This is a genomic window from Belliella calami, from assembly GCF_022549695.1.
Classification (GTDB): domain Bacteria; phylum Bacteroidota; class Bacteroidia; order Cytophagales; family Cyclobacteriaceae; genus Belliella; species Belliella calami.
In genome coordinates this window covers 19,344-44,829 of the sequence record NZ_JAKZGS010000017.1, presented here as the reverse complement: position 1 = coordinate 44,829, position 25,486 = coordinate 19,344, and the positions used below count along the sequence as shown (strand labels likewise).

General features: G+C 35.9%; 31 protein-coding genes. 9 read left to right on the top strand and 22 right to left on the bottom strand.

Going from position 1 to position 25,486, the window contains the following annotated elements:
• Position 1: 1 nt before the first annotated feature.
• From MM236_RS16265 to MM236_RS16215, 11 genes are all read right to left on the bottom strand, one after another.
• Entirely contained in the window at positions 2-631 is a 630-nt protein-coding gene (locus MM236_RS16265; protein ID WP_241276053.1) for a hypothetical protein, read from the bottom strand.
• A 354-nt stretch (positions 632-985) separates the two neighbouring features.
• Positions 986-1,381, bottom strand: a complete 396-nt coding sequence (locus MM236_RS16260; protein WP_241276052.1) for a hypothetical protein — start codon at positions 1,379-1,381, stop codon at positions 986-988.
• A 60-nt stretch (positions 1,382-1,441) separates the two neighbouring features.
• Positions 1,442-1,654 carry a hypothetical protein gene (locus tag MM236_RS16255; protein WP_241276051.1) on the bottom strand — a complete coding sequence of 71 codons (213 nt, stop codon included), beginning with the start codon at positions 1,652-1,654 and terminating at the stop codon, positions 1,442-1,444.
• A 120-nt stretch (positions 1,655-1,774) separates the two neighbouring features.
• Entirely contained in the window at positions 1,775-1,945 is a 171-nt protein-coding gene (locus MM236_RS16250) for an HTH domain-containing protein (RefSeq protein WP_241276050.1), read from the bottom strand.
• 1 nt (position 1,946) lies between these two features.
• On the bottom strand, positions 1,947-2,132 hold the full coding sequence (locus MM236_RS16245) for a hypothetical protein (RefSeq protein WP_241276049.1): 186 nt from the start codon (positions 2,130-2,132) through the stop codon (positions 1,947-1,949).
• A 4-nt stretch (positions 2,133-2,136) separates the two neighbouring features.
• On the bottom strand, positions 2,137-2,649 hold the full coding sequence (locus tag MM236_RS16240; protein ID WP_241276101.1) for an ABC transporter transmembrane domain-containing protein: 513 nt from the start codon (positions 2,647-2,649) through the stop codon (positions 2,137-2,139).
• A 171-nt stretch (positions 2,650-2,820) separates the two neighbouring features.
• On the bottom strand, positions 2,821-3,204 hold the full coding sequence (locus MM236_RS16235; protein WP_241276048.1) for a hypothetical protein: 384 nt from the start codon (positions 3,202-3,204) through the stop codon (positions 2,821-2,823).
• 26 nt (positions 3,205-3,230) lie between these two features.
• Positions 3,231-4,088 carry a glycine zipper family protein gene (locus MM236_RS16230; protein WP_241276047.1) on the bottom strand — a complete coding sequence of 286 codons (858 nt, stop codon included), beginning with the start codon at positions 4,086-4,088 and terminating at the stop codon, positions 3,231-3,233.
• A gap of 83 nt (positions 4,089-4,171) precedes the next feature.
• Positions 4,172-4,381: a hypothetical protein gene (locus MM236_RS16225; protein WP_241276046.1), complete on the bottom strand. Its 210-nt coding sequence runs from the start codon at positions 4,379-4,381 to the stop codon at positions 4,172-4,174.
• A gap of 1 nt (position 4,382) precedes the next feature.
• The gene (locus MM236_RS16220; protein WP_241276045.1) at positions 4,383-4,547 is read right to left on the bottom strand and encodes a hypothetical protein; all 165 of its coding nucleotides are present in this window, start codon (positions 4,545-4,547) and stop codon (positions 4,383-4,385) included.
• Between the two features lie 346 nt (positions 4,548-4,893).
• A complete protein-coding gene (locus MM236_RS16215) occupies positions 4,894-5,115 on the bottom strand; it encodes a type II toxin-antitoxin system HicB family antitoxin (protein ID WP_241276044.1) in 222 nt (73 codons plus the stop codon).
• A gap of 233 nt (positions 5,116-5,348) precedes the next feature.
• On the opposite strand from MM236_RS16215, the gene MM236_RS19710 reads away from it, so the two are divergent.
• Complete coding sequence (locus tag MM236_RS19710) at positions 5,349-5,477, top strand: hypothetical protein (protein ID WP_255742830.1); 129 nt, start codon at positions 5,349-5,351, stop codon at positions 5,475-5,477.
• Between the two features lie 1,047 nt (positions 5,478-6,524).
• On the opposite strand, the gene MM236_RS16210 is transcribed toward MM236_RS19710, so the two are convergent.
• The 3 genes from MM236_RS16210 to pyrR all read right to left on the bottom strand — a co-directional run bounded on the left by MM236_RS16210 (position 6,525) and on the right by pyrR (position 8,725).
• Entirely contained in the window at positions 6,525-6,728 is a 204-nt protein-coding gene (locus MM236_RS16210; protein ID WP_241276043.1) for a hypothetical protein, read from the bottom strand.
• Positions 6,729-7,250: 522 nt separating this feature from the next.
• Positions 7,251-8,174: an aspartate carbamoyltransferase catalytic subunit gene (locus MM236_RS16205; RefSeq protein ID WP_241276042.1), complete on the bottom strand. Its 924-nt coding sequence runs from the start codon at positions 8,172-8,174 to the stop codon at positions 7,251-7,253.
• 8 nt (positions 8,175-8,182) lie between these two features.
• Complete coding sequence (pyrR, locus tag MM236_RS16200; protein ID WP_241276041.1) at positions 8,183-8,725, bottom strand: bifunctional pyr operon transcriptional regulator/uracil phosphoribosyltransferase PyrR; 543 nt, start codon at positions 8,723-8,725, stop codon at positions 8,183-8,185.
• Between the two features lie 400 nt (positions 8,726-9,125).
• On the opposite strand from pyrR, the gene MM236_RS16195 reads away from it, so the two are divergent.
• Complete coding sequence (locus tag MM236_RS16195) at positions 9,126-10,037, top strand: NAD(P)/FAD-dependent oxidoreductase (protein WP_241276040.1); 912 nt, start codon at positions 9,126-9,128, stop codon at positions 10,035-10,037.
• A gap of 109 nt (positions 10,038-10,146) precedes the next feature.
• Here MM236_RS16195 and MM236_RS16190 read toward each other — a convergent pair whose 3' ends face one another.
• Both MM236_RS16190 and MM236_RS16185 read right to left on the bottom strand, forming a co-directional pair.
• Positions 10,147-10,764, bottom strand: a complete 618-nt coding sequence (locus MM236_RS16190) for a hypothetical protein (RefSeq protein ID WP_241276039.1) — start codon at positions 10,762-10,764, stop codon at positions 10,147-10,149.
• Positions 10,761-11,234 carry a DUF4198 domain-containing protein gene (locus MM236_RS16185; RefSeq protein ID WP_241276038.1) on the bottom strand — a complete coding sequence of 158 codons (474 nt, stop codon included), beginning with the start codon at positions 11,232-11,234 and terminating at the stop codon, positions 10,761-10,763. Before MM236_RS16185 ends, MM236_RS16190 begins: the two co-directional genes overlap by 4 nt.
• Before the next feature lie 125 nt (positions 11,235-11,359).
• On the opposite strand from MM236_RS16185, the gene MM236_RS16180 reads away from it, so the two are divergent.
• Positions 11,360-11,875, top strand: a complete 516-nt coding sequence (locus MM236_RS16180) for a lipoprotein (protein WP_241276037.1) — start codon at positions 11,360-11,362, stop codon at positions 11,873-11,875.
• Between the two features lie 56 nt (positions 11,876-11,931).
• On the opposite strand, the gene MM236_RS16175 is transcribed toward MM236_RS16180, so the two are convergent.
• Entirely contained in the window at positions 11,932-12,804 is an 873-nt protein-coding gene (locus MM236_RS16175) for an SDR family oxidoreductase (protein WP_241276036.1), read from the bottom strand.
• A 126-nt stretch (positions 12,805-12,930) separates the two neighbouring features.
• On the opposite strand from MM236_RS16175, the gene MM236_RS16170 reads away from it, so the two are divergent.
• The 3 genes from MM236_RS16170 (at position 12,931) to MM236_RS16160 (ending at position 15,206) form a co-directional block, all read left to right on the top strand.
• Complete coding sequence (locus MM236_RS16170; RefSeq protein ID WP_241276035.1) at positions 12,931-13,740, top strand: hypothetical protein; 810 nt, start codon at positions 12,931-12,933, stop codon at positions 13,738-13,740.
• Between the two features lie 63 nt (positions 13,741-13,803).
• A complete protein-coding gene (locus MM236_RS16165) occupies positions 13,804-14,037 on the top strand; it encodes a hypothetical protein (RefSeq protein WP_241276034.1) in 234 nt (77 codons plus the stop codon).
• Positions 14,038-14,090: 53 nt separating this feature from the next.
• A complete protein-coding gene (locus MM236_RS16160) occupies positions 14,091-15,206 on the top strand; it encodes a DUF4221 domain-containing protein (RefSeq protein ID WP_241276033.1) in 1,116 nt (371 codons plus the stop codon).
• Between the two features lie 44 nt (positions 15,207-15,250).
• Here MM236_RS16160 and ahcY read toward each other — a convergent pair whose 3' ends face one another.
• Complete coding sequence (gene ahcY, locus MM236_RS16155) at positions 15,251-16,570, bottom strand: adenosylhomocysteinase (protein ID WP_241276032.1); 1,320 nt, start codon at positions 16,568-16,570, stop codon at positions 15,251-15,253.
• 78 nt (positions 16,571-16,648) lie between these two features.
• Positions 16,649-17,404 carry a biotin--[acetyl-CoA-carboxylase] ligase gene (locus tag MM236_RS16150; protein ID WP_241276031.1) on the bottom strand — a complete coding sequence of 252 codons (756 nt, stop codon included), beginning with the start codon at positions 17,402-17,404 and terminating at the stop codon, positions 16,649-16,651.
• An 87-nt stretch (positions 17,405-17,491) separates the two neighbouring features.
• On the opposite strand from MM236_RS16150, the gene rsfS reads away from it, so the two are divergent.
• Positions 17,492-17,842, top strand: coding sequence for a ribosome silencing factor (rsfS, locus tag MM236_RS16145; RefSeq protein WP_241276030.1), 351 nt, complete (start codon positions 17,492-17,494; stop codon positions 17,840-17,842).
• Positions 17,843-17,906: 64 nt separating this feature from the next.
• Positions 17,907-19,979 (top strand): ATP-dependent zinc metalloprotease FtsH, encoded by a 2,073-nt coding sequence (ftsH, locus tag MM236_RS16140; protein ID WP_241276029.1) that lies wholly within the window; start codon positions 17,907-17,909, stop codon positions 19,977-19,979.
• A 581-nt stretch (positions 19,980-20,560) separates the two neighbouring features.
• Here the strand turns inward: ftsH and floA are convergent.
• From floA to proS, 3 genes are all read right to left on the bottom strand, one after another.
• Positions 20,561-21,571, bottom strand: coding sequence for a flotillin-like protein FloA (gene floA, locus MM236_RS16135; protein WP_305037101.1), 1,011 nt, complete (start codon positions 21,569-21,571; stop codon positions 20,561-20,563).
• Positions 21,572-21,574: 3 nt separating this feature from the next.
• Entirely contained in the window at positions 21,575-22,036 is a 462-nt protein-coding gene (locus MM236_RS16130; protein ID WP_241276028.1) for an NfeD family protein, read from the bottom strand.
• Between the two features lie 477 nt (positions 22,037-22,513).
• Entirely contained in the window at positions 22,514-23,995 is a 1,482-nt protein-coding gene (proS, locus tag MM236_RS16125; protein ID WP_241276027.1) for a proline--tRNA ligase, read from the bottom strand.
• 131 nt (positions 23,996-24,126) lie between these two features.
• Here proS and MM236_RS16120 point away from each other — a divergent pair, with 131 nt between their 5' ends.
• Positions 24,127-25,479 (top strand): hypothetical protein, encoded by a 1,353-nt coding sequence (locus MM236_RS16120; RefSeq protein WP_241276026.1) that lies wholly within the window; start codon positions 24,127-24,129, stop codon positions 25,477-25,479.
• Positions 25,480-25,486 lie beyond the last annotated feature (7 nt).

Below are 25,486 nucleotides of genomic sequence, written 5' to 3'. Positions count from 1 at the left end.
ATTAGGTAAAGTTTAAGGTTAAAAACAAGATCAAAATCAACCAAAAGCTCATAGAAAAAAGATATGAACCCAATACAACTTTGGAACTTTCAGTCTTCTTGATTTCAATTTCTTGACTAAAGAAATAAATCAATAAAAAGATGTATATGATTTCAAATACATTCAGCAACTGTAATGGATAATACCATAAAGGTTGAATTGCCTCTGGGTTTAGAAAACTCAAAACCGACAAAGGGTAAAAAAGCGAAAATTCCGTATAAGTAAAATCGGAAAATGCCCCAAACGCAACTTTTACCATCCCTGCCAAGACAATGATACTTTCTGCATACACTGCTACCTTGAACAAACTCCCCAACTTAACACCTTGGTGCCTATTGGCAAAGAAAAGTCCTGCATACAGCACTAAAGCCATCAGAAAACACTTAATCGTCAAAAGCGCCAAAGTGAGTAAGGCTGAAAATTTACTCCAATACCTCATTTCCTCCAGCATATCCAAAAGGACGTTTTCTGGGATCTCAATATCAATTTGACTGGCCAATTCTGCGGTCAGCATGGACTCTGTATCCAATATCAAGTAACCCATCACAAAAAGCCCTACCGCATAAAAAACAAGCAATGCAAAAACCTTCATAATTCACCAATTAAAATATCAATATACCTTTGATCAAAAACTAAATCCTAAAAACAAGGAATAAAATAATCCGATCATTCTTAGCGGTTTCGCAATTTTAACAGTTTTCTCGAATTGATTGAATGGATTCATATAATTTCGCTTACTTTTTTCTGAAGGAAAAGGCTTAAACAAATTATCGAAACTTGCATTATTAACAAGTTTCGATAATTATTCATTTCAACTATAACCCCTTCATAAACAACTAAGGCCAAATCAAGACCCTAGAATAGAAAAAGCCTTTAGAGCATGGTGCTATTCCATTAATTGGGTTAGTACATTTAGCCAGTTCTGATCACAAATATTAAAAACTCATTATTCTAAAGACTCAGACTTCTTTTGCTTAAAAATGATTATTGACATCAAGACAACTAAAATGAACAAAACAATAGCCCCAAAATAGGATTCGTATTTAAAACTAACCAAACCATAAGAGATTAACAACTGAATGGAAAATAACAAAAGTGCAATCACACTAAAAATTATTTTCAATTTCTTATTTCTTTCCAATTGCTTTGTCTTTTTCATTCCACTTCTATTTTCTGATAAATCATTTTTGTAGTTTGCATATATAGCATAATTAATTGCTAATGCCATAGAAACTACAGCTAGGACAGGTAAAAATTTAAACTCTTCCAAACTAAGACAAACAAGGACAACTATACCAATTGACCAAAACATATGAAATATAGCCAAATGCTTTTTTTTCATGATCATATTTAATTCATTAAGGACCTGAAAATTCAAATTACAGGTCTCTAAATTAATTGTTTAACAAGCTTCCATTATAGCCAGTGCAGCTGCGCCTGTGGTCGATGCAAGAATACCACTACCTGCACCATACAAAAATGCTGCACCAAAACCTACTGGATTTGAAAGCGCAAATCCTGCAATCGCAGCCATTGTAATTATTCCAGCTGCACAGCCAACCGCATTCTTTCCACCACTAACCATCTCCATTTTTTCAATACTTAATTCTCTCATAACAAATTTAATTTATTTGGTTGATAATTTATTTAACTATACAAGTATAATTTAGGTCTGGTGACATTTCCTGTCACCCAATCAATTATTTTTTAAAAAAATATAACTTTCTGAATCTTTTCAGTAAACAATCTCAATACTTGATGAAAGACGAAGATCATCAATAATTCTATAGACCGTTCGCTTGTGTACTTGAAGCCTCTTGGCCAATTTGGATGGACACCCCGTCTTCTTTTTCTCGATCAACTCTATCAGGAGTTTCGTCCGTTCGTAATACTTCAATCCTGCCATCTTATCTCCAGTTTGGTTCCAATATATTTTGATAGGCTCTGCTTAGAAGATTATCCGCTTGCAGCAGTTCACTAGCTGTGCCATAAGCGGATATTTGGCCTTGCTCCAAGATCATCACCTTGTCCATACTCGCTGCCAAGGTTGGCTGATGGGTGATCAGTAAGAGTGATGCAACTGTACTTTTCACATACTCACGCACCAGTGCCTGAACCTTCCGCTCTGTCCCATAATCCATCGCCGATGTGGCTTCGTCTAGGATTAGAATCTTTGGCTTCCTGAAATTGAATATTGGCAACGACCAATCCCGCCACTGCGGGAATGATGGAACTCCCAACCTGTATCAATGCCATCAGCTCACCCAATTGCAGGTTTTCCTGAAAAACCAAGTAAACTCCTAAACCAAAAAGTAAACTCATGAACACAGCCACAATGACCTGTGTAAAAAAGGAAAAGTTATTGCCCAAAATAACCAAATCATACCCTTTGCTTTGATAATGGGTATAAACCTGATCGATCCGTTGGCGAAACACCTCCTCCCTGCCATATGACCTTAGAACCTGAATCCCTGTGAGACTATCGATGTATTGGGTCTCATTCAGTGCATGGGCTGCCATGACTTCCTTTTGTTTGGCAATGATAGGACGGTGATACCTCCATCCTACAAAGAGAAATGCCAAAGAACCTACTACACAAAGCCATCCTATAATGGCAGATTGATAAAATACAAGTGAGAATAGTACTACTTCACACTTCTAAAAAAAATCAGGCTATTTTAATTGCCTACAACTAAAATAGCCTGAAACTGAAACCATTTACCTATTTAAATTGGCTAAACTTATTCATGAACCCTCTATGATTCTTCAATTACCTCAATATCATCCCTCCATTTTTGATCGAATGATATCTATAATCTGCCTTCTTTTATAAGTGAAGATTTTGATTTTCGAATAATTTTTATCTATAATAAATATTCGATTAGGGAAAATAAGTGAAAAACGTCTTTTCACAGAAATAATATCCTCATATTCCAATTCAAAAGCTCCTCTACCATTGGTGTTTTTTGGCACAAATTCGACCGTGCTTTCCCTAAGATACAAAGTACCTCGATTGGCATTCCATACCTCCAGTATATTTTCCATCCTATCTATTTTTTGAGAGTAAATTATAGGATTGGACTCATTATCTTGAGCCAAAGAAAACTCATACTTAAAAAGTAAAACAAATACCAAAACCCATGATTTTAACATTACTTTTTTCATAAGTTAAATTGTTATTCAAATAATTATCAAAAAATACAGTTACCTGTTTGACAAGACATTCTACCCGATGGCCAACAAAAGGCTGCATAACATTCGTTGTTTGCAATCATATAGACACCTGTCGCAAGACCTACTGAACCACCAATAATCGCACCAGTCAAGCCACCAAGAACGGCTCCTGTTGCTACTCCTACTGCTATATTTACTACTACCGTAGTAACCTGTCTCAGCAATCTCTTAAGCCATCTTCCATTGACGATACCGTTAGAAGAAATTTCTGACAATAGCAATGGTAAATTTACCTTGTATGCTTCTAAAGATTCCAAAAGTATGAATTTTTCATTTATTGGTATAAGATTACTCATGTTAACGAAAGACGTCATCTCATCCAGTTCATTTGTGATATTTACCATAACATCTTCCTCCACATAATCATCACTTGAATTATATAATAATTGATCAAAAGCTCCTGATAAATTAATTAGAAATTCTTCGGATTCAGTTGAAAGATTCAAACTTTTAATTTCTTCCTGTAAATCATTAGTCTCGGATAAACTAAAAGCAATATTATTTTTGAACTTAGGATTGGCTAACTTATATGATGCAATCATGTCATCATAGGTCGAAATTAAGTCCTTATCTGGATATTTCCTATCCAAAAATACAATCATATCCCTTTCCAAATTCTCATGAACTCCAAAATTATAGACTTTACTATTAGATTGTTTTTTAGTTGTATTTATATAAGCTTCCGTAAATATAGAATAGTCAATCCCTGAATTTTCGACAACCTCATTTTCAACAATATTGCTATCGTCTATTTCATTGTTACAGCTAAAGACCAAAAAACAAACAATCCCCAAAGTTAATACTATCCTTTTCATAATTAGTGAGTTTTAAAGTGTTGAAATTTATTTAAAAGATATTCAAACTTAAACCCAGGTCAGTGAAATAATCTTTCACCCAATCAACTTTTTTTATAAAAAACATAACTTTTTTCATCCTTACAATAGCAGATATCCCGACCAAGTGTCAACCGCAAATCATCTATAATCAGATAAACCATTCTTTTGGATACTCCTATGGTCTTAGCCAAGTCACCAGGTCCACCCGTCTTCTTTTTCTCAATCAACTCTATCAGGAGCTTTGTTCGTTCATAATACTTCATCCCTGCCATATTATCTCCAGTTTGGTTCCAACATATCCAGCAGCACATTTTCCGAGATTTCTATTTCGACCTGATTGGCCAATTCTGCCATCAACATGGACTCTGTACCCAATACCAGATAACCCACAACGAAAAGCCCTACAGCATAAAAAACAAGCAATGCAAAAACCTTCATAATTCACCAATTAAAATATCAATATACCTCTGATCAAAAACTAAAGACTAAAAACTATTGATTCCCAATTATAAAACACAAAAAATAAATATCAAAATCCTAGTCACAATCACTAGATAAAATATCGTTGATTTGTACTTTTATTAGTTTGAATTTTAGAATATAATTCTAAACCAAAATTACCCCCCCCTTAAAAGGAATATAATTTTGAAATACAACAAAAATCAGTATTTTATACTTAATTCAGTAATTTCAATTTTTTATGAGTACAATTTTCATAAGAGAATAAAAGAACAAAAAAATCAAGGTGATAATCAGATAAGATGATAAATTTCAGGGCAATACTTTAGGAAACTACCAAGGATAACTCAAGACTATTCATATCATTTGGTATATCTTCATCATTGGAAGCCATATCTTCAAGATATAATGAAATAGCTTCTGTCGCCATTAATTTTTCCTCTTCTATACTTTCTCCCCATGTTACACATCCAGGCAAAGAAGGTACTGTGACGGTAAAACCTCCATCAGCCTCTGGATTAAGAATTATCCTAAACATTCTTTTCATGTGCTTAAATTTGTTTTTCAGAGGTCACTTGGAATCTCGCATGGTTGAAAATCATCCCAGTGTGTGACGTTCTTCGTCATGCTTGATTTCATGTGCTTAAATTTGTTTTTAAATGTCAACAACAATTTTATTAACCGACTTTACATGTTTACAAATTTTTGTCAATATGTCTCCACCCTAAAAATATGATTTTCTAAGACAACATCAGAAGAGAAAAAAATAGAGACGAAATTTTGGATTGCAGAATTGAGGTGATTTCCTTCAACCTTTGTCATTGTCCTAATCCTCCAGCTGAAGCAGGAGGGAATTCAGCAAGAGGGAATCCTAGCGAAGGAATTCCTTTGAATTGGGATGGTGCTTAAGCCCATTCTTATAAATATTGATTCACGCCTATTGGCTTTAGCAGAATATTATTTCTAAGAAATTTAAGATATCAGGGCTACGCCCCTTTGGATTGGGTAAATCAGTCTGTAGTGATTAGAAATCCCTCTATTTGTTACTTACTATTTGTAAAATAGCCAAAATAAAGGTATGATATAAGTGATCTAAAAAGTGAATTTCTCAATGAAATTCAGTCTTAATTTTTTTGTCTTTTTTTCATGGCTAGCTCAATTAACCCCATAATTATGAGTGTTGGAAAAATAAAATATCTGGCTAAAGTTTTGTCATAGAAAAAAAGGAATAAGCCTATAGAGCATACGATTAACCTTGGTATGAATTTAATATAGCTGTTTTTATACATATTTTTTCATTTAATACCACTAAGGCATTAACTTGACCTTAATGGTATTTTTGGAGTAAATCACTTCTTTGCTGGCCCACTCAAACAACCCATGGCAGATAAACCACTAAGTACTAGCTCGCCTTTTGCTTGACCTGCAGTAGGTATAAAAGCAATAGCAATATCTACAAAAATTGCTCCTTCGCTATCTGTAGAGAGGTGTATTTTTACTCTTATGCAATTTATGTTTACTTAAAACCAAAGTGCACATATCAGATTAGGTTCATAAAATTGAATCTTCGATTGTATTAATATCGCTTTTGGACTCTATTGATTTAAACTAAAAACTGACAAAATCAAAAATTTTTTCAATTTACCGAGAAAAATAAAATTTATGTAATAGAAAAATCTATTTCCCTTTTTTTTTATAGTCTTTGTTTAGTTCATATACAGCACCTATTGAAAATAAAATAAACGATACAAAATAAATAGTTTTGTTATTTTGTATCGTACCATCAGTCAATACAAGTAAGATAAATAATAATGATATTAATACCAGTGCATAAATTTTTTTAATCATCAAATTTATTTTTTAGCTAAAATTTTAAATTTAATAAAGTACAGTTTATAGATTATGCGACACTGTTTAATGCATTGAGGGAAAGAAACTTCTTACCCTCAATTTAACCTACTTCATAAATGTATAGGCTAAGCAGCCTATTGTTGCTACTGCCATGGCTTGACCAACCCCAGGAGTTATCATTGCAGCAGCTCTACCAAAAGCAGCTAAACCCACCATTCCAGCTCTTTGAACTAACATTACCGTACAAAACCCATCTAAAAAACCTCCCCCACTCACCATTTCCATTTTTTCAATACTTAACTCTCTCATAACAAATTTAATTTATTTGGTTGATAATTTATTTATCTATACAAGTATAAAATAGGACTGGTGACAATTCTTGTCATCAAATCAATTACTTTCAAAAAAAATATAACTTTTTTCATCCTTACAATAACATATATCCCTACCAATTGTCAACCGCAAATCATCAATTATCATGTAAACCATTCTTTCTTTGAGGCCGAGGCTTAGGGGATCTAAATGGTACCCCCTTTGAATTGGGATGGTGCTTTAGCCCATCCATATAAATATTGATTCACGCCTATTGGCTTTAGCCGAATATTGTTTTTAAGGAATTTAAGATATGTGAGCTAAGCCCCGATAGGATTGGGTACATGTTCATTAAGTACGAAGATTACAGGGCTATCGCCCCTTTGAAGTACGTAGTACAAAGAATATTTCCGCAATCATCTTCTCGTGAATATTGTAAAATCCTTAGCTTCAATTTGGGTTAAATCCAACCAATTCACCCAACTGCTTATAGTTACCTGTTTTCACTAGAGACAAACCCTACTTCACCCCAGCCAACAAATACAAAACCGCCATCCTAATCGCTACCCCATTTTCAACTTGGTTGAGGATGATGGAGTGCTCACTGTCCGCTACATCAGAATTCAATTCTACTCCTCTATTGATTGGTCCTGGGTGCATGATGACGATTTCTTTATCCAATCGATCCAGCATCTTTTTATTGACTCCATAGTAAAGTGAGTATTCTCTCAAGGAAGGAAAATACTTGATCTGCTGTCTTTCCAACTGTATCCTAAGCACATTGGCCACATCACACCAAGCGAGGGCTTTTTGCACATCGTATTCTACTTTTACTCCCAGACTTGCAATATGCTTCGGGATCAAGGTAATCGGCCCACAAACCATCACTTCAGCACCGAGTTTTTGAAGACAAAAAATGTTTGAAATTGCTACCCTAGAGTGCAAGATATCTCCAATGATGGCGACTTTTTTCCCTGCTACATCCCCCAACTTTTCCCTGATGGAAAATGAATCCAAAAGTGCCTGTGTAGGATGTTCGTGTGTTCCGTCACCAGCATTGACGATATTGGCTTTGATGTTTTTTGATAGAAAATGCGGTGCTCCTGGACTGCTATGCCTCATGACCACCATATCTACTTTCATAGAAAGGATGTTGTTGACAGTATCGATCAAAGTCTCTCCTTTTTTCACCGAACTATTACTTGAAGAAAAATTCACAACATCGGCTGAAAGTCTTTTTTCTGCAAGCTCAAAGGAAAGTTTGGTCCTAGTGGAATTTTCAAAAAATATATTGGCGATCGTAATATCTCTTAGGGAAGGTACTTTTTTGATGGGACGATTGAGTACATCTTTAAAATTATCGGCGGTCTCAAAGATCAATTGGATATCTTCTGTGCTGATGTCTTTGATTCCCAAAAGATGTTTCGTGCTGAGTTGTGACATATCTTCTCTTAAGCTTTTTCAGTTATCCAAATTGCGTCTTTATCATATCCATTGTCTGCCCATTCCACCATTACATACTGGCTTTCAAGGGTATTGACTTTCAAACCGCAGTAATCCGGCATGATTGGATAATCTCTGGTGAATTTTCTATCGACCAAGACCATTAATTCAACTTTTGCTGGTCTTCCAAAAGCAATCATCGCATCCATGGCAGCACGGACAGACCTCCCTTTGTACAGCACATCATCGACCAAAATGACTTTCTTTCCTTCGATCAAAAAATTGATTTTGGTTTCATTAGCTTTCAATGGAAAGTCTCTTCTCCTAAAATCATCTCTGTGGAAAGTCGCATCCAAATAGCCGGAGGGAACTTTGATTCCAGAGATTTCTTCCAATAATTTCACTAGCTTATCCAATACGATCGGCCCACGTGGTTGCAAACCTAGAAGGACGGTATTCTCAAAAGTATCATGGTTTTCGATCAATTGGTGACAAAATCGCTTCAGAATAATTTCGATTTGCTGCTGATCAAGGACAAGTCTTTTTTGCATGGCTTTCGTTTGGGTGCAAATATAAAAAGAATTGGATTGGAATAAAGGAAAAGATCTCAAAGTTAGATCGTAGAATTTGTTGCTAATCACATTTTCAATTCTCCATACTAAGATTACCATCCATTTTCATTTCACAGTTTTTATCCTCTAAATTCTTCTAGATTTGATTTCGCTTCTTTACAAATCCAATTTCAAAAATTGAATCTTAATCGAATAAAACATTTCACAAAATTGATTGAACTGATTTACATGCAACATTGTTGCGTTTTGTAAATCAAAATGTATGGAAAAATTAAACCAAACTAGACGAGAATTTCTAGTCCAATGTAGTATTGCTGTTACTACGCTGTCAAGTTTTTCTCCGTATGTTTTTACAGAAAAATCAATTAAACCAAGTTATATGAAAAACGAAAAGTATTACGATGTAATCATCATTGGAGGAAGCTATGCCGGACTTTCTGCAGCGATGGCATTGGGTAGGGCATTGAGAAACGTATTGATTATCGACAGTGGCTTACCATGCAATAGGCAAACTCCACATTCACACAATTTTATCACACAGGACGGAGAAAAACCATCCGAAATAGCCAAAAAGGCTAAGGCCCAAGTCTTACAATATGACACTGTCAAATTCCACGAAGGACTTGCCATCAATGGTACCAAAACTAATTCTGGTTTTATTATTACCACAGAAACTGGAGAAAGCTTCAAGGCCAAAAAGCTACTTTTCGCAACAGGAGTCAAAGACCTTATGCCTGACATAGAAGGATTTTCGGAATGTTGGGGGAACTCGGTGATCCACTGCCCATACTGCCACGGTTACGAAGTGAGGAATGAGAAAACCGGAATCTTGGCCAATGGTGATTTTGCTTTCCATTATGCGCAATTGATCAACAATTGGACAAAAGACCTGACTATTTTCACAAATGGAAAAGCTACTTTGACACAGGAACAGACGGGTAGAATCAAAAAACACAATATCTCTATCGTTGAAAAGGAAATCGACTTCTTTAATCATGAACATGGAAAAGTCAGACAGCTTGTTTTCAAGGACAAATCCACCTTTGATCTGACAGTCATATATTCACGCCCAGCATTTGAACAGCACTGCAAGATCCCTGAAAACCTCGGCTGTGAAATCACCGAACAAGGCCACATCAAAGTAGATATGCTTCAAAAGACCAACATTGACAATGTCCTAGCTTGCGGAGACAGTACGAGCATGATGCGATCCGTTGCCAATGCCGTAGCTACTGGAAGCCTCGCTGGGGCGATGATAAACAATGATTTGACTGTGGAGGAATTTTCGTAATCAATCTATTGCTTATCCTAATAAGCAGTAAATTAAATTAATGCTTATTAAGATAAGCAATTTAAGATTTTATTGATTGATTTATTAAGCATTTATTTGGGTTTTTGTATTAATGAAAAACTAATTCTATCCCCAAGTTAAAAGCCAAAACACTGGACTTTTGGACATAGTTTCTATCATCTTGATTGATATTGATTCTATGTCCATTCAAAATGCCATAAGCGAATCCACCAATAAGATTACACTCCCCATAGTCACCCGATTTCATCAAAAAACAACTTACGTTAACTTGACCAAAAATCCTGTCATAATTTAAACGAAATTTTTGGGTATCATCTATATTTACAGCAACAAAGTTCCCATATCCGATCCGCGGTTCCACTGATATTTTTTCTGAAATTGGTATTATATGATAGACAAACAATCCGGTTTCTTGAAATCTTGAGTTTTCGAAAAAATCAGCTAGAAACTTCGAGTTGTTGATTCTAGTTATATTCCCAGACAAAACCCCACCTATTCCAGGCAAATTATTATATCTCGCTTTCAAAGTAAACTGAACTCCCGGAAAAACTGAATAATCATTTGCCAAAAAATTATTCCCTTGCAAAAAAGGCTGATAAAGACTGCCAGAAAGCCCCCATTCTATGCCTTCGTTTTTGTTTTTGATATTTTGGGAAAAACCCAGTAAGGGTAAAACAACACAAATGATTAGTAGTGCTTTTTTCATAATGGCTTGATGAAAACGTTTGATAAGTCTAGCACCTGTTGTTCATTTATGGAATACTCATTCAAAAACAAGTAGATTTCCTCCGTTATTTCATCATTTTTTTCAACTCCAAAAACAAAATCTGGTTCTATATACAAATAATAAAGAGGATCGAAATTATCTCTTGCGGATAATGCAAACTGAAAGTTTTTCTTGGGAACAACAAATTTGAACACCCCCCTTTCATTTGTCTTTCCTCTATAAATACCATTTGAAGCATCATTCCATGAAAAACCTTCCATTTCTACTAACAATATTTCATTAGCAAACACTACCTCTATATTTTGTGCAGGAGTTCCATCTTCAAAAATTAAAACCCCTTGAAAAGTGGTAAATTCATTGTCTTCATATAATTTACAGCTAGTAATTAATAAAAAACTAAATGCAAAAACTCCGATTAAATAAATTAATCTAAAATTGATTTTATCCATATTATAATTTTTAAAGCAAATTTTAAGGTCAATTTAATGAGTAAAGCTAAATGGAAGATTAAAATATAACACTATCATTTATATTGACGTATTCCTATTTATAAATGTCCTAAAATATAAAGACTATGAACAAATACTTTTTCTACTTCTGTATAACTATAATTTTATCTTCCTGTTCACCCGGAATAGTCGGTCTCATGAAATTGGAAGATGTACAGGCACTCAAAGGTGACACTTTGTATGTGTTCTTATCAGACAGAGAGTCAGACATCAACCTCCACAAAAAGTATAATCAAAACCGACGTGCAAATCGATTACAAAAAGAAACAGATTCATTCAACCTGAAATTAGAAAAAGCTTTTAAAGAAAATTACAGGTTTTCAGACCTCCAATTCGCAATGGATTCTGAACAAAAAGACGTTAGTTTCTATGCTACAATTGACATTACCGAAAATTATGGTGAACGAGGAAATCAATACCTCGTTCAGCTTAACATTAGAAATAAAAATGGTGAAATAGTAGAGAACACTTTTAAAGAATCCTCTACAGACACCAACTATAATCTCAACTACTTGGTAAAGCAGCTGAACAGGAAATTAGACAGAAAATATACCCAAGCAAAGAAAATGCAGGGACGATAGTTATAAGTTCCTAATTTTCCATTTAGCTTTCAAATAGCCCCAAAGCAATTTGGGGCTCATCCCTTTTTTCCTCTTGATGCCTCCATCATATCCCAAAGCTCTTGAGGTATTTGATCCAAATTATTGAATTCGCCTGCACCTTGAAGCCATTCGCCTCCATCAATGGTAATCACTTCACCATTTACATAAGCAGAAAAATCCGACATCAGGTATGCTGCCAAATTTGCCAATTCCTGATGCTCTCCTACTCTTCCTACGGGAACTTTTTTTGCAGGATCAAATTTCTTTACCAGATCTCCAGGCAATAATCTACTCCAAGCTCCTTCTGTAGGAAAAGGTCCCGGGGCAATTGCATTCGATCTAATGTTATATTTTGCCCATTCTACAGCCAGCGATCTTGTCATGGCCAATACTCCTGCTTTGGCTGCTGCACTTGGGACTACATAGCCAGAACCTGTCCATGCATAAGTTGTGACTATATTCAAAAATGTGCCTTTCTGTTTTTCTTTTATCCAATGCTTTCCTGCTGTAAGCGTAACTTGGGAAGTGCCTTTCAAAACAATATCAAGAACAGTATTAAATGCATTTGTAGAAAGTCGCTCAGTAGGACTGATAAAATTTCCAGCTGCATTATTCAATACTGCATGAATCTGACCAAAATGATCAACTGCATCTTTCCACATTTTCTCTACTTGGTCAATTTCCCTAACATCGCATGCAAGCGCCAAGACTTTTCCACCAGTTTCTTTCTCCATTTCTTGAGCAGTCTCTTGCAATACCTCTAGCTTTCTGCTTGTGATTACCAGATTGGCTCCCAACTTTAAAAAGTACAATCCCATAGATTTCCCCAGACCTGTTCCGCCACCTGTTACAAGTATATTTTTGCCTTTGAGGGCACCTTCTTTTAACATTCCTTCAGTATAACTCATTGTTTATTGGGTTTAAAGTTTTAAGATAAAGATTCTTTCAAGCATAAAAAAAGAATGCGCTTTAAGATTTGGCATCATTTTTTTTATAGGACAAAGGACTTAACTTTGACTCTACAATATATCACCATGAATCGAATATTTTTCACAATTCTTTGTCTAATCCTTATTTGGTCATGCACCAATGACATTGACAAAAATATTTCTACAAATCTTCAAGTTGAAGCTAATGAGATTTCAAGAACTTCATTAGCTTTGGAAGAATCGATAATATATGCTTTTTATTCTTTCCAAGATTATCAAAATGCCACAATTGATTCTTTGCCAGGTTGCCCCGACCTCACTATCTCAGATATTTCAAAAACTGTTACTTTGGATTTTTCAGCCAAGGAAACATGTGCTAGTCAAAGACTTACTCGAACTGGAAGAATCATTTTAGAATTTACCGAAGACAGCTTGCAAAATGAAAAAGTAAATCTTCAATATGAAAACTATAAGTTGAAAGACTCTGAAATACAAGGTGCAAGAAGCTTCACAAATACCCAAAGTAACACTTCCGTTCCTCGTTGGATTGAAGAGTTTGAAGATTTGATAATCATCGATGAATTCCAGTCTAGAACAAAAATCTCTGGCTCTTTTTCTTACAATTTAGAAAGCACCAATGGTGAATTCACTTCAATTAGTAGCATGGGGCAAATTGAAGGACGCAATATTACAGGAAGGCCACTAAAAATGGTATCTACTACTCAACGAAAATATTCTATCGCTTGTATCTTGGAAGGTTGGGTGTTGCCTAACAGTGGAATTGAAGTTTGGGAAATATTTAGGAATCCAAATAGATCATTGGCACATACCGTCACTTTTGTTTCGGAAGATACTTGCGAATCAAAAATCAGTATTTTGCTATCTGACGGAAGGACAATCATATTGGAGCAATAATTAAAAAAAAGTTTGATTTTTCATTTTTTTTTTGATTTGGACTTAACTAAATATCAAATACATATGAAAAAGAAAATTTTCTGTTTTACTATGACTCTAGTAATGACTTTAACAGTACCAAGTTTCTTGTCAATTTCTCAGGAGGAGGAAGAAGATGGTTGGGAGAATGGGGGTGTTAAGCAACAATGGTTCTGGCATGAATGCGAGTTAAGTCGACCAAATAAGGAATGTAGAATAGTTGAAAGCACATCAAAATGTGGTAAACCTGCAAAAAAAAGACCTTCGGGAACTTGTTAATTTAATCTTTCTTCAAGGGGAGTTTTAAACTCCCTATTTTAAACCAAAAAAGTATGAAATACTGCCTTTTAATATTTTTATTTTTCACCATTTGTTCATGCCAAAAAACAAATCAAATTACTGCTTCATTAATTTTTGAATCAGAACCGAGTAACTTTCCCACCCAAGACAAACTTGATGTTAATTATAAATCCTTCCAAGTATTAAATGACACACTAATAGTCTTTGACAAATTTAATCATGAAATAATATTTTTCGATTTAATTAGTCAGTCAATCAGTTCTAAATCGCAAGATTTAAATGGGCCAAATGGCTTTGACAGCCCTATCAATTTTACTTTTTTGGATAATAGTAATTATGTTTTAGCAGATGATTATTCAATTGCTGTTTTTGATAAAAATGGAATTAAAACAAAAGAATTTAATCTATTTGATGAATCTTTATACATTGACCGAGACAAACTTTATGGAAACCCTGCCTACCTTGGATATAGAAACAACTTAATATCTGGAATAAATGGAGAATCTATTTTTCTCTATTTTCAGAAAAAGGGAAAAGAAAAAAATAAAAATAATTTTGCTGAGCTAAATTTATATAATGGGAAAATTGAAGCAATTAGTATAGATTACCCTTCAAATTACGAAGAAATCGAATTTACAGGAAGATTATTTCAATTGACTTCAGCTCAATCTGATAAAGGTATTTATTTTTTATTTTCAGGTAGTCCAGAAATTAGCTTCTTCGATTTTAACACAAAAAAAACAATCAGTAAATCTATAATTAGTTTTGAAGGAAAATCAATAGCTGACCCTCCCATTTCATTCGATGCAAATGACTCTGAATATTATGAATATATTCGATCAAACCCTTTTTATACTCAGATTATATACGATGACTTACACAAATTAATCTATAGGATTTCAAGCCCAAGCATTGGTAATAGTCAAGCACTCGATAACAACATTTTCAATAAAAGAGAAATAATATTAACAGTTTTGGATGAAAACTTAAATGAGCTTGGTAATTTGAATTTAGGAACAAACAGATATGATGGAACATTCGCATTTTCGTATTCTAAGGGTATTTGGCTAGCACTTCATAGAGAACTCCAAAATGACGAAAATTATATCAAAGGAGATTTGATAAAAATAGAGGGAATACATTATTAAAAAAGCTGGACAAATTGTCCAGCTTTTTTAATAAATTCAAACACTTAATATCTATAATACTCAGGCTTATATGGGCCTTCTGGTGTCACACCGATATATTCAGCTTGATCAGTAGAAAGCGTATCCAACTCTACTCCCAACTTAGCTAAATGCAAGGCGGCTACTTTTTCATCCAAATGCTTAGGCAATACATACACTCCTGGCTCGTACTGATCTGTATTCGTCCAAAGCTCCAATTGTGCCAAAGTTTGGTTTGTAAATGAGTTAGACATTACGAAAGAAGGGTGACCCGTTGCACAACCTAGGTTAACTAATCTACCTTCAGCAAGAAGAATAATTTCTTTTCCATCGATGGTATAAAGATCCACTTGAGGCTTGATTACATCCTTAGTATTTCCATAGTTTTTGTTCAACCAAGCCATATCGATTTCATTATCAAAATGACCAATGTTACAAACAATGGCTTTGTCCTTCATCGCTCTGAAGTGTTGCTCAGAAATAATATCTTTATTTCCAGTTGCAGTCACTACGATATCAGCTTCTTTGACAGCGTCTACCATTTTCTTAACAGCAAATCCATCCATAGCAGCTTGTAGCGCACAGATTGGGTCAATCTCAGTGACAATTACCCTAGCTCCTGCACCTCTCAAGGAAGCGGCAGAACCTTTCCCTACATCACCATATCCTGCCACAACAGCTACTTTACCTGCCATCATTACGTCAGTAGCTCTTCTGATAGCATCCACCAAAGACTCTTTACAACCATATTTGTTGTCAAATTTGGACTTAGTCACAGAGTCGTTTACATTGATTGCAGGCATTGGAAGCGTACCTTTTTTCATTCTTTCGTACAATCTATGTACACCTGTAGTAGTTTCCTCTGACAAGCCTCTGATTCCTTCCACCAACTCTGGATAATGATCCAAAACCATATTTGTCAAATCTCCACCATCATCCAAGATCATGTTCAATGGCTGTCTATCTTCTCCAAAGAAAATAGTCTGCTCAATACACCAATCAAATTCCTCTTCTGTAAGACCCTTCCACGCATATACAGATATCCCAGCCGCTGCTATTGCTGCTGCTGCATGGTCTTGGGTAGAGAAAATATTACATGAAGACCAAGTCACCTCAGCTCCTAAAGCAACCAACGTCTCTATCAAAACTGCAGTTTGGATAGTCATGTGAAGACAGCCTGCTATTTTGGCACCCTTTAGAGGTTGTGCAGCACCGTACTCTTCTCTCAACGCCATCAATCCTGGCATTTCGGCTTCTGCCAACTTTATTTCTTTTCTTCCCCACTCTGCGAGAGAGATGTCTTTCACCTTGTACTTGATGAATTTGTCGGATTTAATTTCGGACATATTTGAAATTTTTTGTTTGATTTTTCACTATAGAAAAGGCAAATTTACAGCTTTTTAAGACAAATGGAAACTTGGCTCTTAGAGAAAACCAACTTCTTTGACAGCATAATAGTTCTGACTTCCATCTTCTTTTTGAATTATTAGCCTCCCATCATCTTGAACCCCGATTATCATTCCCACAAAATTTTCAGAATCAGAAAAACTAGCCCATTCTTGATACCTAAACAGATTGTTCAAATAGTATTGATACATTTTTTTGAGATTTCCTTTTTTTAATTCCAAGTAATTTATTTCAATTTTGTGAATAAGTAATTTGAAGATTTCCCATTTGTCAAAATCAAAACCTGACAGATTCGCCAAAGAGGTGGCAGATAAATTTTCAAAAAACCTTTGGTTAATATTCAACCCAATCCCTGCAATAGAAAACTCCAAACAACCCTGCCCAATAATATTTTCTATCAATATCCCTCCCACTTTCCCGTCAGTTTCGTGAACAATATCATTTGGCCATTTTATCTTCAATCCACTAACATATTCAGACAAAAGCTCGTGGATGGCGATGGAAATGGCTATATTCAAATCAAATTGCTGCATTGGCTGAAGAAACTTTGGAGAAAGCACTAAAGAAAAAGTCAAATTCTTTCCTTCCTGACTTTCCCACACATTTCCTCTTTGACCTTTACCCTTGGTTTGCTTTTCAGTGATCACGATAGTCCCTTCTGCTGCTTCTCTGGATTTGATTTTTTCCATCGCCACATCATTGGTAGAGTGACACTCTGGCAGAGAAATGATATCTTTACCGAGAAATAAGGTATTGGCAAGGATTTTATACATTTTAAATTAGTTAATTTGTACTTCTATATAGATATTTAAAATCTACGAGAAACAATAATAAAGATTCAGTAAAATTAATTTAAAAATATGACAGCAGAAGCGCTGAGTAAAGTAATTGTCAAAGGCATGGAAGACAAAAAAGCTTCCGACATCGTAATAATGGATTTGAGAGGGGTGAAAAATTCAATGACAGATTTTTTTGTGGTTTGTTCGGGCAATTCTGACACTCAAGTAGAGGCAATAGCAGATGCAATTGAGGATGAAGTAATAAAAACAAATAAAGAGAAACCTTGGAGAACTGAAGGGAAAAACAACAATCAATGGGTATTGATGGACTATTTTAATGTAGTTGTTCATATCTTTCTCAAAGACCAAAGAAACTTCTATGGACTTGAGGAACTTTGGGGTGATGCAAAATTCACATATATAGATCGATAAAGATTTGAACTTTCGGCACCCTATTTCGTTTTACAAAAGTTAAAATAGCAATAAATATCGAGCGATGAGCGAAAATAAAAAGAATAAAAAATTCATCCCAAAAACTCCTCAAAAACCAAACGTACAACTTTGGTTAATCATTACAGCGGTAATTGTATTGGTCGGAGTGACTTGGTTTCAGCAGAGAAGTTCTGTCATAAATATAACAAAAAGCAGATTTGAAGACATGTACCTAGCCAATGATGTGGCAAAGGTCATGATTATCAGAAACCAAAACAGGGTTGATGTCACGCTTAAAGAATCTTCCCTTGAAAACGAGCGTTATAAAACTGAGCTTGAAGGAAATGGTCCTTTTTACAATCCTGGAGGTCCTCATTATTCAATCGAAGTGGTAAGCGGAGAAAAATTTGCAGCTGATTTCAAAGAATTAGAAGCAAGTATGCCTGAAGGTCAAAGAATAGGTTATGATGTCAAAAACGAAGAAAGTTGGACAAATCTATTTTCAACATTTGGGTTCTTCATTATATTGTTTGTCTTATTTTGGATAATGATGAGAAGAATGGCTGGTCCAAGTGGGCCGGGTGGACAAATATTTAATGTTGGGAAATCGAAGGCGCAACTTTTTGATGCAGAAAATAAAGTCAAAATCACTTTTGACAATGTAGCTGGATTGGATGAAGCAAAAGAGGAAGTTCAGGAAATCGTAGAATTCCTCAAAACTCCGGCGAAATTCACAAAACTTGGTGGTAAAATACCTAAAGGCGCTTTGCTTGTAGGCCCTCCAGGAACAGGAAAAACTTTGTTAGCAAAAGCTGTAGCTGGTGAAGCTGGGGTTCCTTTCTTTACACTTTCTGGTTCTGACTTTGTAGAGATGTTCGTTGGAGTAGGAGCTGCAAGAGTAAGAGACCTCTTCAAGCAAGCAAAAGAAAAAGCTCCTTGTATAATCTTCATAGATGAAATAGATGCAATCGGTAGATCAAGAGGAAAAGGCCAAATGCCTGGATCAAATGACGAAAGGGAAAACACCCTTAATTCACTTCTTGTGGAAATGGATGGTTTTGGTACAGATACCGGAGTGATCGTTTTAGCCGCGACCAATAGACCGGACGTATTGGATAGTGCATTATTGAGAGCTGGAAGGTTTGATAGACAAATCAGCATTGACAAGCCAGACATTATTGGTAGAGAGGCTATCTTCAAAGTTCACCTTGCTCCAATCAAGACAGCAGATGACATTGATGCCAAAAAATTGGCCGCACAAACACCTGGATTTGCAGGAGCTGAAATCGCCAATGTGTGTAATGAAGCAGCTTTGATTGCTGCTAGAAGAAACAAAGCAGCGGTAGACATGCAGGATTTCCAAGATGCGGTAGATAGAGTTATCGGTGGTCTTGAGAAAAAGAATAAAATCATCTCTCCAGAAGAGAAAAAGATTGTAGCCTATCACGAAGCTGGACATGCTGTGGCTGGCTGGTTCCTAGAACATGCAGATCCTTTGGTGAAGGTGAGTATTGTACCAAGAGGTGTAGCTGCCTTAGGATACGCACAATACCTTCCTAAAGAGCAATTTTTGTATCAAACAGAACAGTTGATTGACGAGATGTGTATGACACTAGGAGGAAGAGCCGCAGAAGAGATTATCTTCGGGAAGATCTCAACTGGTGCATTGAGCGATTTGGAAAGAATTACAAAAATGGCATACTCAATAGTTTCAATATATGGTATGAACGAGAAAATTGGAAATGTTTCTTTTTATGACAGCAAAGCATCTGAATACAGAACTTCCAAGCCATATTCTGAGAAAACTTCAGAAACGATAGATGAAGAAGTAAGAAAATTGATCGGTTTTGCTTATGAAAGAACGAAAGATCTTTTGACTCAAAGAAGACCTGAGCTGGAGATTTTGGCAAAGGAACTTCTTGAAAAAGAAATCTTATTCCAGATGGATCTAGAAAGGCTTATTGGTAAAAGACCTTTCGAGAAGGAAACTACCTATGAAGCATTTACCAAAAAAGTAGATGCCAATGACAAAGCCGCTGCCGAGAAAAAGCTTATCGAAGAAGCTCAAGCTAAAAAAGATGGTGAATCCGGAGAAAGTGTAGAAATCACTTCTCAGATTGGCGAAAACAAAGATTAAAATTTATGATTATCCGCTTGTGTACAAGTTCGTATATTAAAACATATAAATCGTGCTGATAATCGTCAACAGACAACAGTTTACGGTCAACTGCTGATGTATTGAACTGAATACATTATTTTTAAGTGGCTACTTGTAAGTAGGAGGATATACATATTAAAATTTCATAAATTATAATAAACAAAGCCCTGATCAAGAAATTGGTCAGGGCTTTTTCTTTAAAACTAAAGCTTCAAAGATTCATTGAAGGCACCTTATACTAAGAGAAAAAAATATAATCAAACAAATAATACATACCAGACTACTCTAACCCTGACATAAAGAGAAGTGCCTCTTGCTAACGAAGATGTTTTATAGCAATAAAGATTGGGGTTTAGTACCAAAAGCATTTCTCCTCCACGATAACTTATCAGAATGACATAATTCAATCCTGAGCAAAAAACTAATCACTTCCGTGAATAAAAAAAGGATAAAGAACCAATGAAGTCCTTTATCCTTTTGCTTTTTTTCAGATCTATATTCCCAAATTATGAACCCCTGATTCAACTTAAACAAGCATTCTAAAAAAAAATGGGGTAGCCTTATTTATCTGTAATCTTACCTCTGGAGCTATCAGAACCACCTGAATCATCCCCTGCTATAGTAGATCTCATATCAGTATCAGACTTGATATTTTCCATTCTGTAGTAATCCATAATCCCAAGATTTCCAGATCTAAATGCTTCTGCTATTGCCTTTGGAATTTCAGCTTCAGCCTCGATTACTTTGGCTCTCATCTCTACAGATTTAGCTTTCATCTCTTGCTCCAATGCCACAGCCATTGCTCTTCTTTCTTCTGCTCTAGCTTCTGCTACTTTCAAGTCGGCAGATGCTTGATCTATTTGCAGTTTCGCACCAATGTTGGTCCCAACATCAATATCCGCAATATCTATTGAAAGAATCTCAAATGCAGTACCTGCATCAAGCCCTCTTTCCAAAACAAGCTTTGATATTTTATCTGGATTCTCTAATACGCTTTTATGATTTTGAGCAGAACCAATAGAAGTTACAATACCTTCACCAACTCTTGCTAGGATGGTTTCTTCACCAGCACCACCTACTAATTGAGCAATATTAGCTCTTACAGTAACCCTTGCTTTTGCAATTAGCTGAATACCATCTGCGGCAACGGCGGCCACATTTGGCGTATTGATTACTTTTGGATTTACTGATATCTGAACTGCCTCAAACACATCCCTACCTGCCAAATCAATCGCAGTCGCTTGCTTGAAACTCAAATTTATATTTGCTTTATCTGCTGAGATCAATGCCCTGATCACATTGGGTACATTCCCGCTTGCTAGGTAATGCGTCTCCAGATCATTTGTGGTCAAATCAAGCCCTGCCTTAGTAGCAGTAATCAAGGAATTGACAATAATGCTTGGTGGCACTTTTCTTATCCTCATCCCTATCAACTCCCCTATCCCTACCTTCACATTTGAGAAAATTGCAGTAATCCAAAGGTTTACTGGAACGAAATACAAAAAGACGAAAAGAAGTATCAGCGCGGCAAATGCTGCAAATAAAATGAATGCCGAATTAGTCATGTCCATAATTTAATTTTTTACGGTGATTCTATTATCCCCCAATTTAGTAATAAATACGATTGAACCGACAGAAATAAATCCAGAATCGGATTTTACTTCATATATTTTATCAAAAAACTCAGCTTTGCCTATTGGCTTGATGTCTGAAACGGCCTTGCCTTCCATTCCCAACTCCAACCCTAACAATCTTCCATCAAACGACCTGCTTTGTATAGAATCCTTCAATGCAAACTTGTTCCAAACCCCTGCCTTAAAGCCGTAAAAAAGTGCTACAAAATTAATAAACAATGTAATCCCCAAAACAACCCAAGCAGTGGAAGCATCGAATTTCAAAAATGAATAGTATACGCCTGCTGCTGACACAATTAATCCTACAACACCAATTATTGTCGTGCCAGGAACAAAGATTATTTCTGTAAGGATCAATATCAACCCAATAGAAAGAAGAGAAATAAGTATAAACCAAGTCATATTTGCAGAGGATTCATTTTTGTAAAAATAATTTTAATTTCTACAATGTACTAAATGCAGGGATAATATAAATAATATGAGTATCCGCAATGTTACTTATTGGCTAAGATGAGTTTTTTTGTGTTGCTGATTCTCGTTACCAGACAAAAGTCAACCGAACCTCAAATCATTCATCAAACATTCTATTGATTGACTACGTGCAAGAAAGCGGATACACATAATAAATAATATGCATATCCGCTTTTACACCAGTAGTAATTTATAGAATTGTTTGAAGTTCATTTCAATCAGCTGTGGATGGACTATTGAGCACTTTCGGCGATTTATAAGAAAAATGTTCACATACTGGTGCCATTCAGGATAATCATAAAAAATCCCAACCCCATCATCAATATAAAATCCAAAAGCTAATTCAAAAAAAAGCCCTTCGAAACATTTCAGTTTTAAAGGGCTTTTTTAATCTAGAGGAATCTATAATTAATATGCTCTCGCAAATAATACTCTTCCTGAAGAAGGATTTCCTGTTAAAATACAATTCCCCTGTTCTTCATTTTGATCCAAAGGAATACATCTTATTGTAGCTTTTGTAAGCTCTTTGATTTTTTCTTCTGTTTCGGATGTCCCGTCCCAATGTGCTGAAAGGAATCCTCCTTTTGACTCTATTTTATCCAAAAATTCATCCCAAGTATTCACTTCGGTTGTCATTTCCTTTCTGAAATCAAAGGCTTTTTGATAAATAGTCTCCTGAATCTTATCCAACATCTCAGTAACATAATCCTCAATTTGGATTTGTGCCAAATCCACAGTCTCTTTGGACAAGGTATCCCTTCTAGCTACTTCGATAGTATTATTTTCCAAATCTCTTGGCCCCATAGCTATTCTTAAAGGAACTCCTTTCAATTCATACTCCGCAAATTTCCATCCAGGCTTGTGTGTATCTCTTTTATCAAAATGAACTGAAACTCCTTTCGTCAATAGCTTCTTTGTGATTTCATTTGCCTTATTAGCTATTTTATCAAACTCTTCATCAGTCTTATAAATAGGCACAATAACAACTTGTATTGGAGCTAATTTAGGAGGTAAAACAAGTCCATTATCATCTGAGTGAGCCATAATCAATGCTCCCATCAACCTTGTACTTACACCCCAAGATGTTCCCCAAACATGCTCAAGCCCTCCTTCTTTCGTTGCAAATTTCACATCAAAAGCTTTTGCAAAATTCTGTCCCAAAAAGTGTGAAGTACCTGCTTGAAGCGCTTTACCATCCTGCATCATCGCTTCGATACAGTAAGTATCTTCAGCTCCAGCAAATCTTTCATTTGCACTTTTTACACCTTTCACAACTGGAAGTGCCATAAATGTTTCGGCAAATGTCGCATAGACATTAAGCATTTGGACGGTTTCATCAATTGCCTCTTGCCTTGTAGCATGTGCAGTATGGCCTTCTTGCCAAAGAAACTCCGTTGTCCTCAAAAATAACCTCGTTCTCATTTCCCAACGAACTACATTTGCCCATTGGTTGACAAGGAGTGGAAGGTCTCTGTAAGATTGGATCCAATTTTTGTAAGTACTCCAAATGACAGTTTCGGATGTTGGCCTTACAATCAACTCTTCCTCCAATTTTGCATCTGGATCTACAATGACACTTTTCCCATCATCGGAATTTTTCAATCTGTAATGTGTTACAACTGCACACTCTTTTGCAAAACCTTCTACGTGACTTGCCTCTTTAGAAAGAAAAGATTTTGGTATGAAAAGAGGGAAATATGCATTCGAATGACCTGTTTCTTTGAACATCTTGTCAAGTTGTGCTTGCATCTTTTCCCATATCGAATATCCATATGGTTTGATGACCATACATCCCCTTACTGCAGAGTTCTCAGCCAAGTCAGCTCTCTTTACTAATTCGTTGTACCACAAAGAGTAGTCTTCACTTCTTTTAGGCAATCCTTTGCTCATGATTTATTTGTTGATATCAAAATTCTATTTATATTCGTTTTTACTTTCGAGGGCAAATATAAATTAAATAATCATAACCCTCTTAGATATAACACGTATAATAGTGTTGGAGACTGTAAACAACAATTAAAATGAAACGATTAAACAATTTCTTAACTCTTGGAGCTGGCGTGGTTGTTCTTCTTTCGTCTTGTAGCACAAGCTATAATGCAATGCAAGGAGAAACTGACGACCTCTATTTCATGGCTTCGGATGCCAAAGTGGCAACAGAGTTTGCTGTAAACAACAACAACCCGAATAATTTTCAAGCATTAAATAATACAACTTCTGATCAATTCGAACAAGAGAATTTTTCAGCAAGGAATGTAAACCCTGAATACATCGCTAGATATCAATCTGAATCTTACGCAAATGACGAAGGTTCTGTTTATTTTGATGACAACGAGGTTGCTGAAAATAATCCAAACATAAATGTCTATAATAATTATACCAGTAATGCTGGCAATAATTTCAACTCTGGATTTGGAAGTCCATTCTTTAACCCTATGATGATGGGAGGATTCTCTCCTTGGGGCATGGGAATGGGTATGGGCGGATTCTATGATCCTTTTTGGGGTCCAGGATTTGGCATGATGCCAGGATTCGGATTTAGGCCAGGTTTCAATATGTCTATCGGTATGGGATTCGGATTCGGAAATTCATGGATGATGAGACGAGGATTTGGATGGGGAATGGGAGGATTTTATGATCCATTCTTTGATCCGTTCTTCCCAAGATTCGGAATGATGGGAATGGGCTGGGGCGGAGGCTTTGGCTACGGTGGATTTGGAAGACCAATCTATGTGATTCCTGGTGGTGAGTTCAACAATAGACAAATTGTAAGAGGCGCTAGACCTTCGAGAGGTTCTGCTTTGGCAAACTCTAGAACTAGAACTAACAACGTAGCAAATCCTAGTACGTCTAGAGCGGCTGCTAGAAGAGATGCCACAACTGGAAGCAGATCATTAACATCTACTCCTAATTCTAGAAATAGTAGAACAGACTTCAGATCATCGCAAAATGACTATTACAACAGTGCGAATAGCAGATCTGTGAATTCTTCAAGGTCAGCAGCACCTACTAGTAGAAATGTAAGCTCTCCTGCTACAGACAGAGGTGCAAGTAGAGTAGGTACAAGAAGTGCTGCTCCGTCTTATAGAAATACAGCTCCAAATAATAGAAACACAAGATCAAATGTAAATACTACACCTTCTAGAACATCTTCACCAAGTTATAATAGAAGCTCTAGTCCATCATATAATAACCGATCAACAACGCCTTCTAGAGGCTCTTACTCTACACCAAGTAGATCGAGTACACCTACTAGAAGCACACCATCTTATTCAGCCCCAAGCAGAAGCTCAGGTGGTAGTGTAGGTGGCGGTGGTGGCGGTGGTGCCAGTCGAAGTAGTGGCGGATCATCACGAGGAGGAAGGGGGAATTAATCCCCCT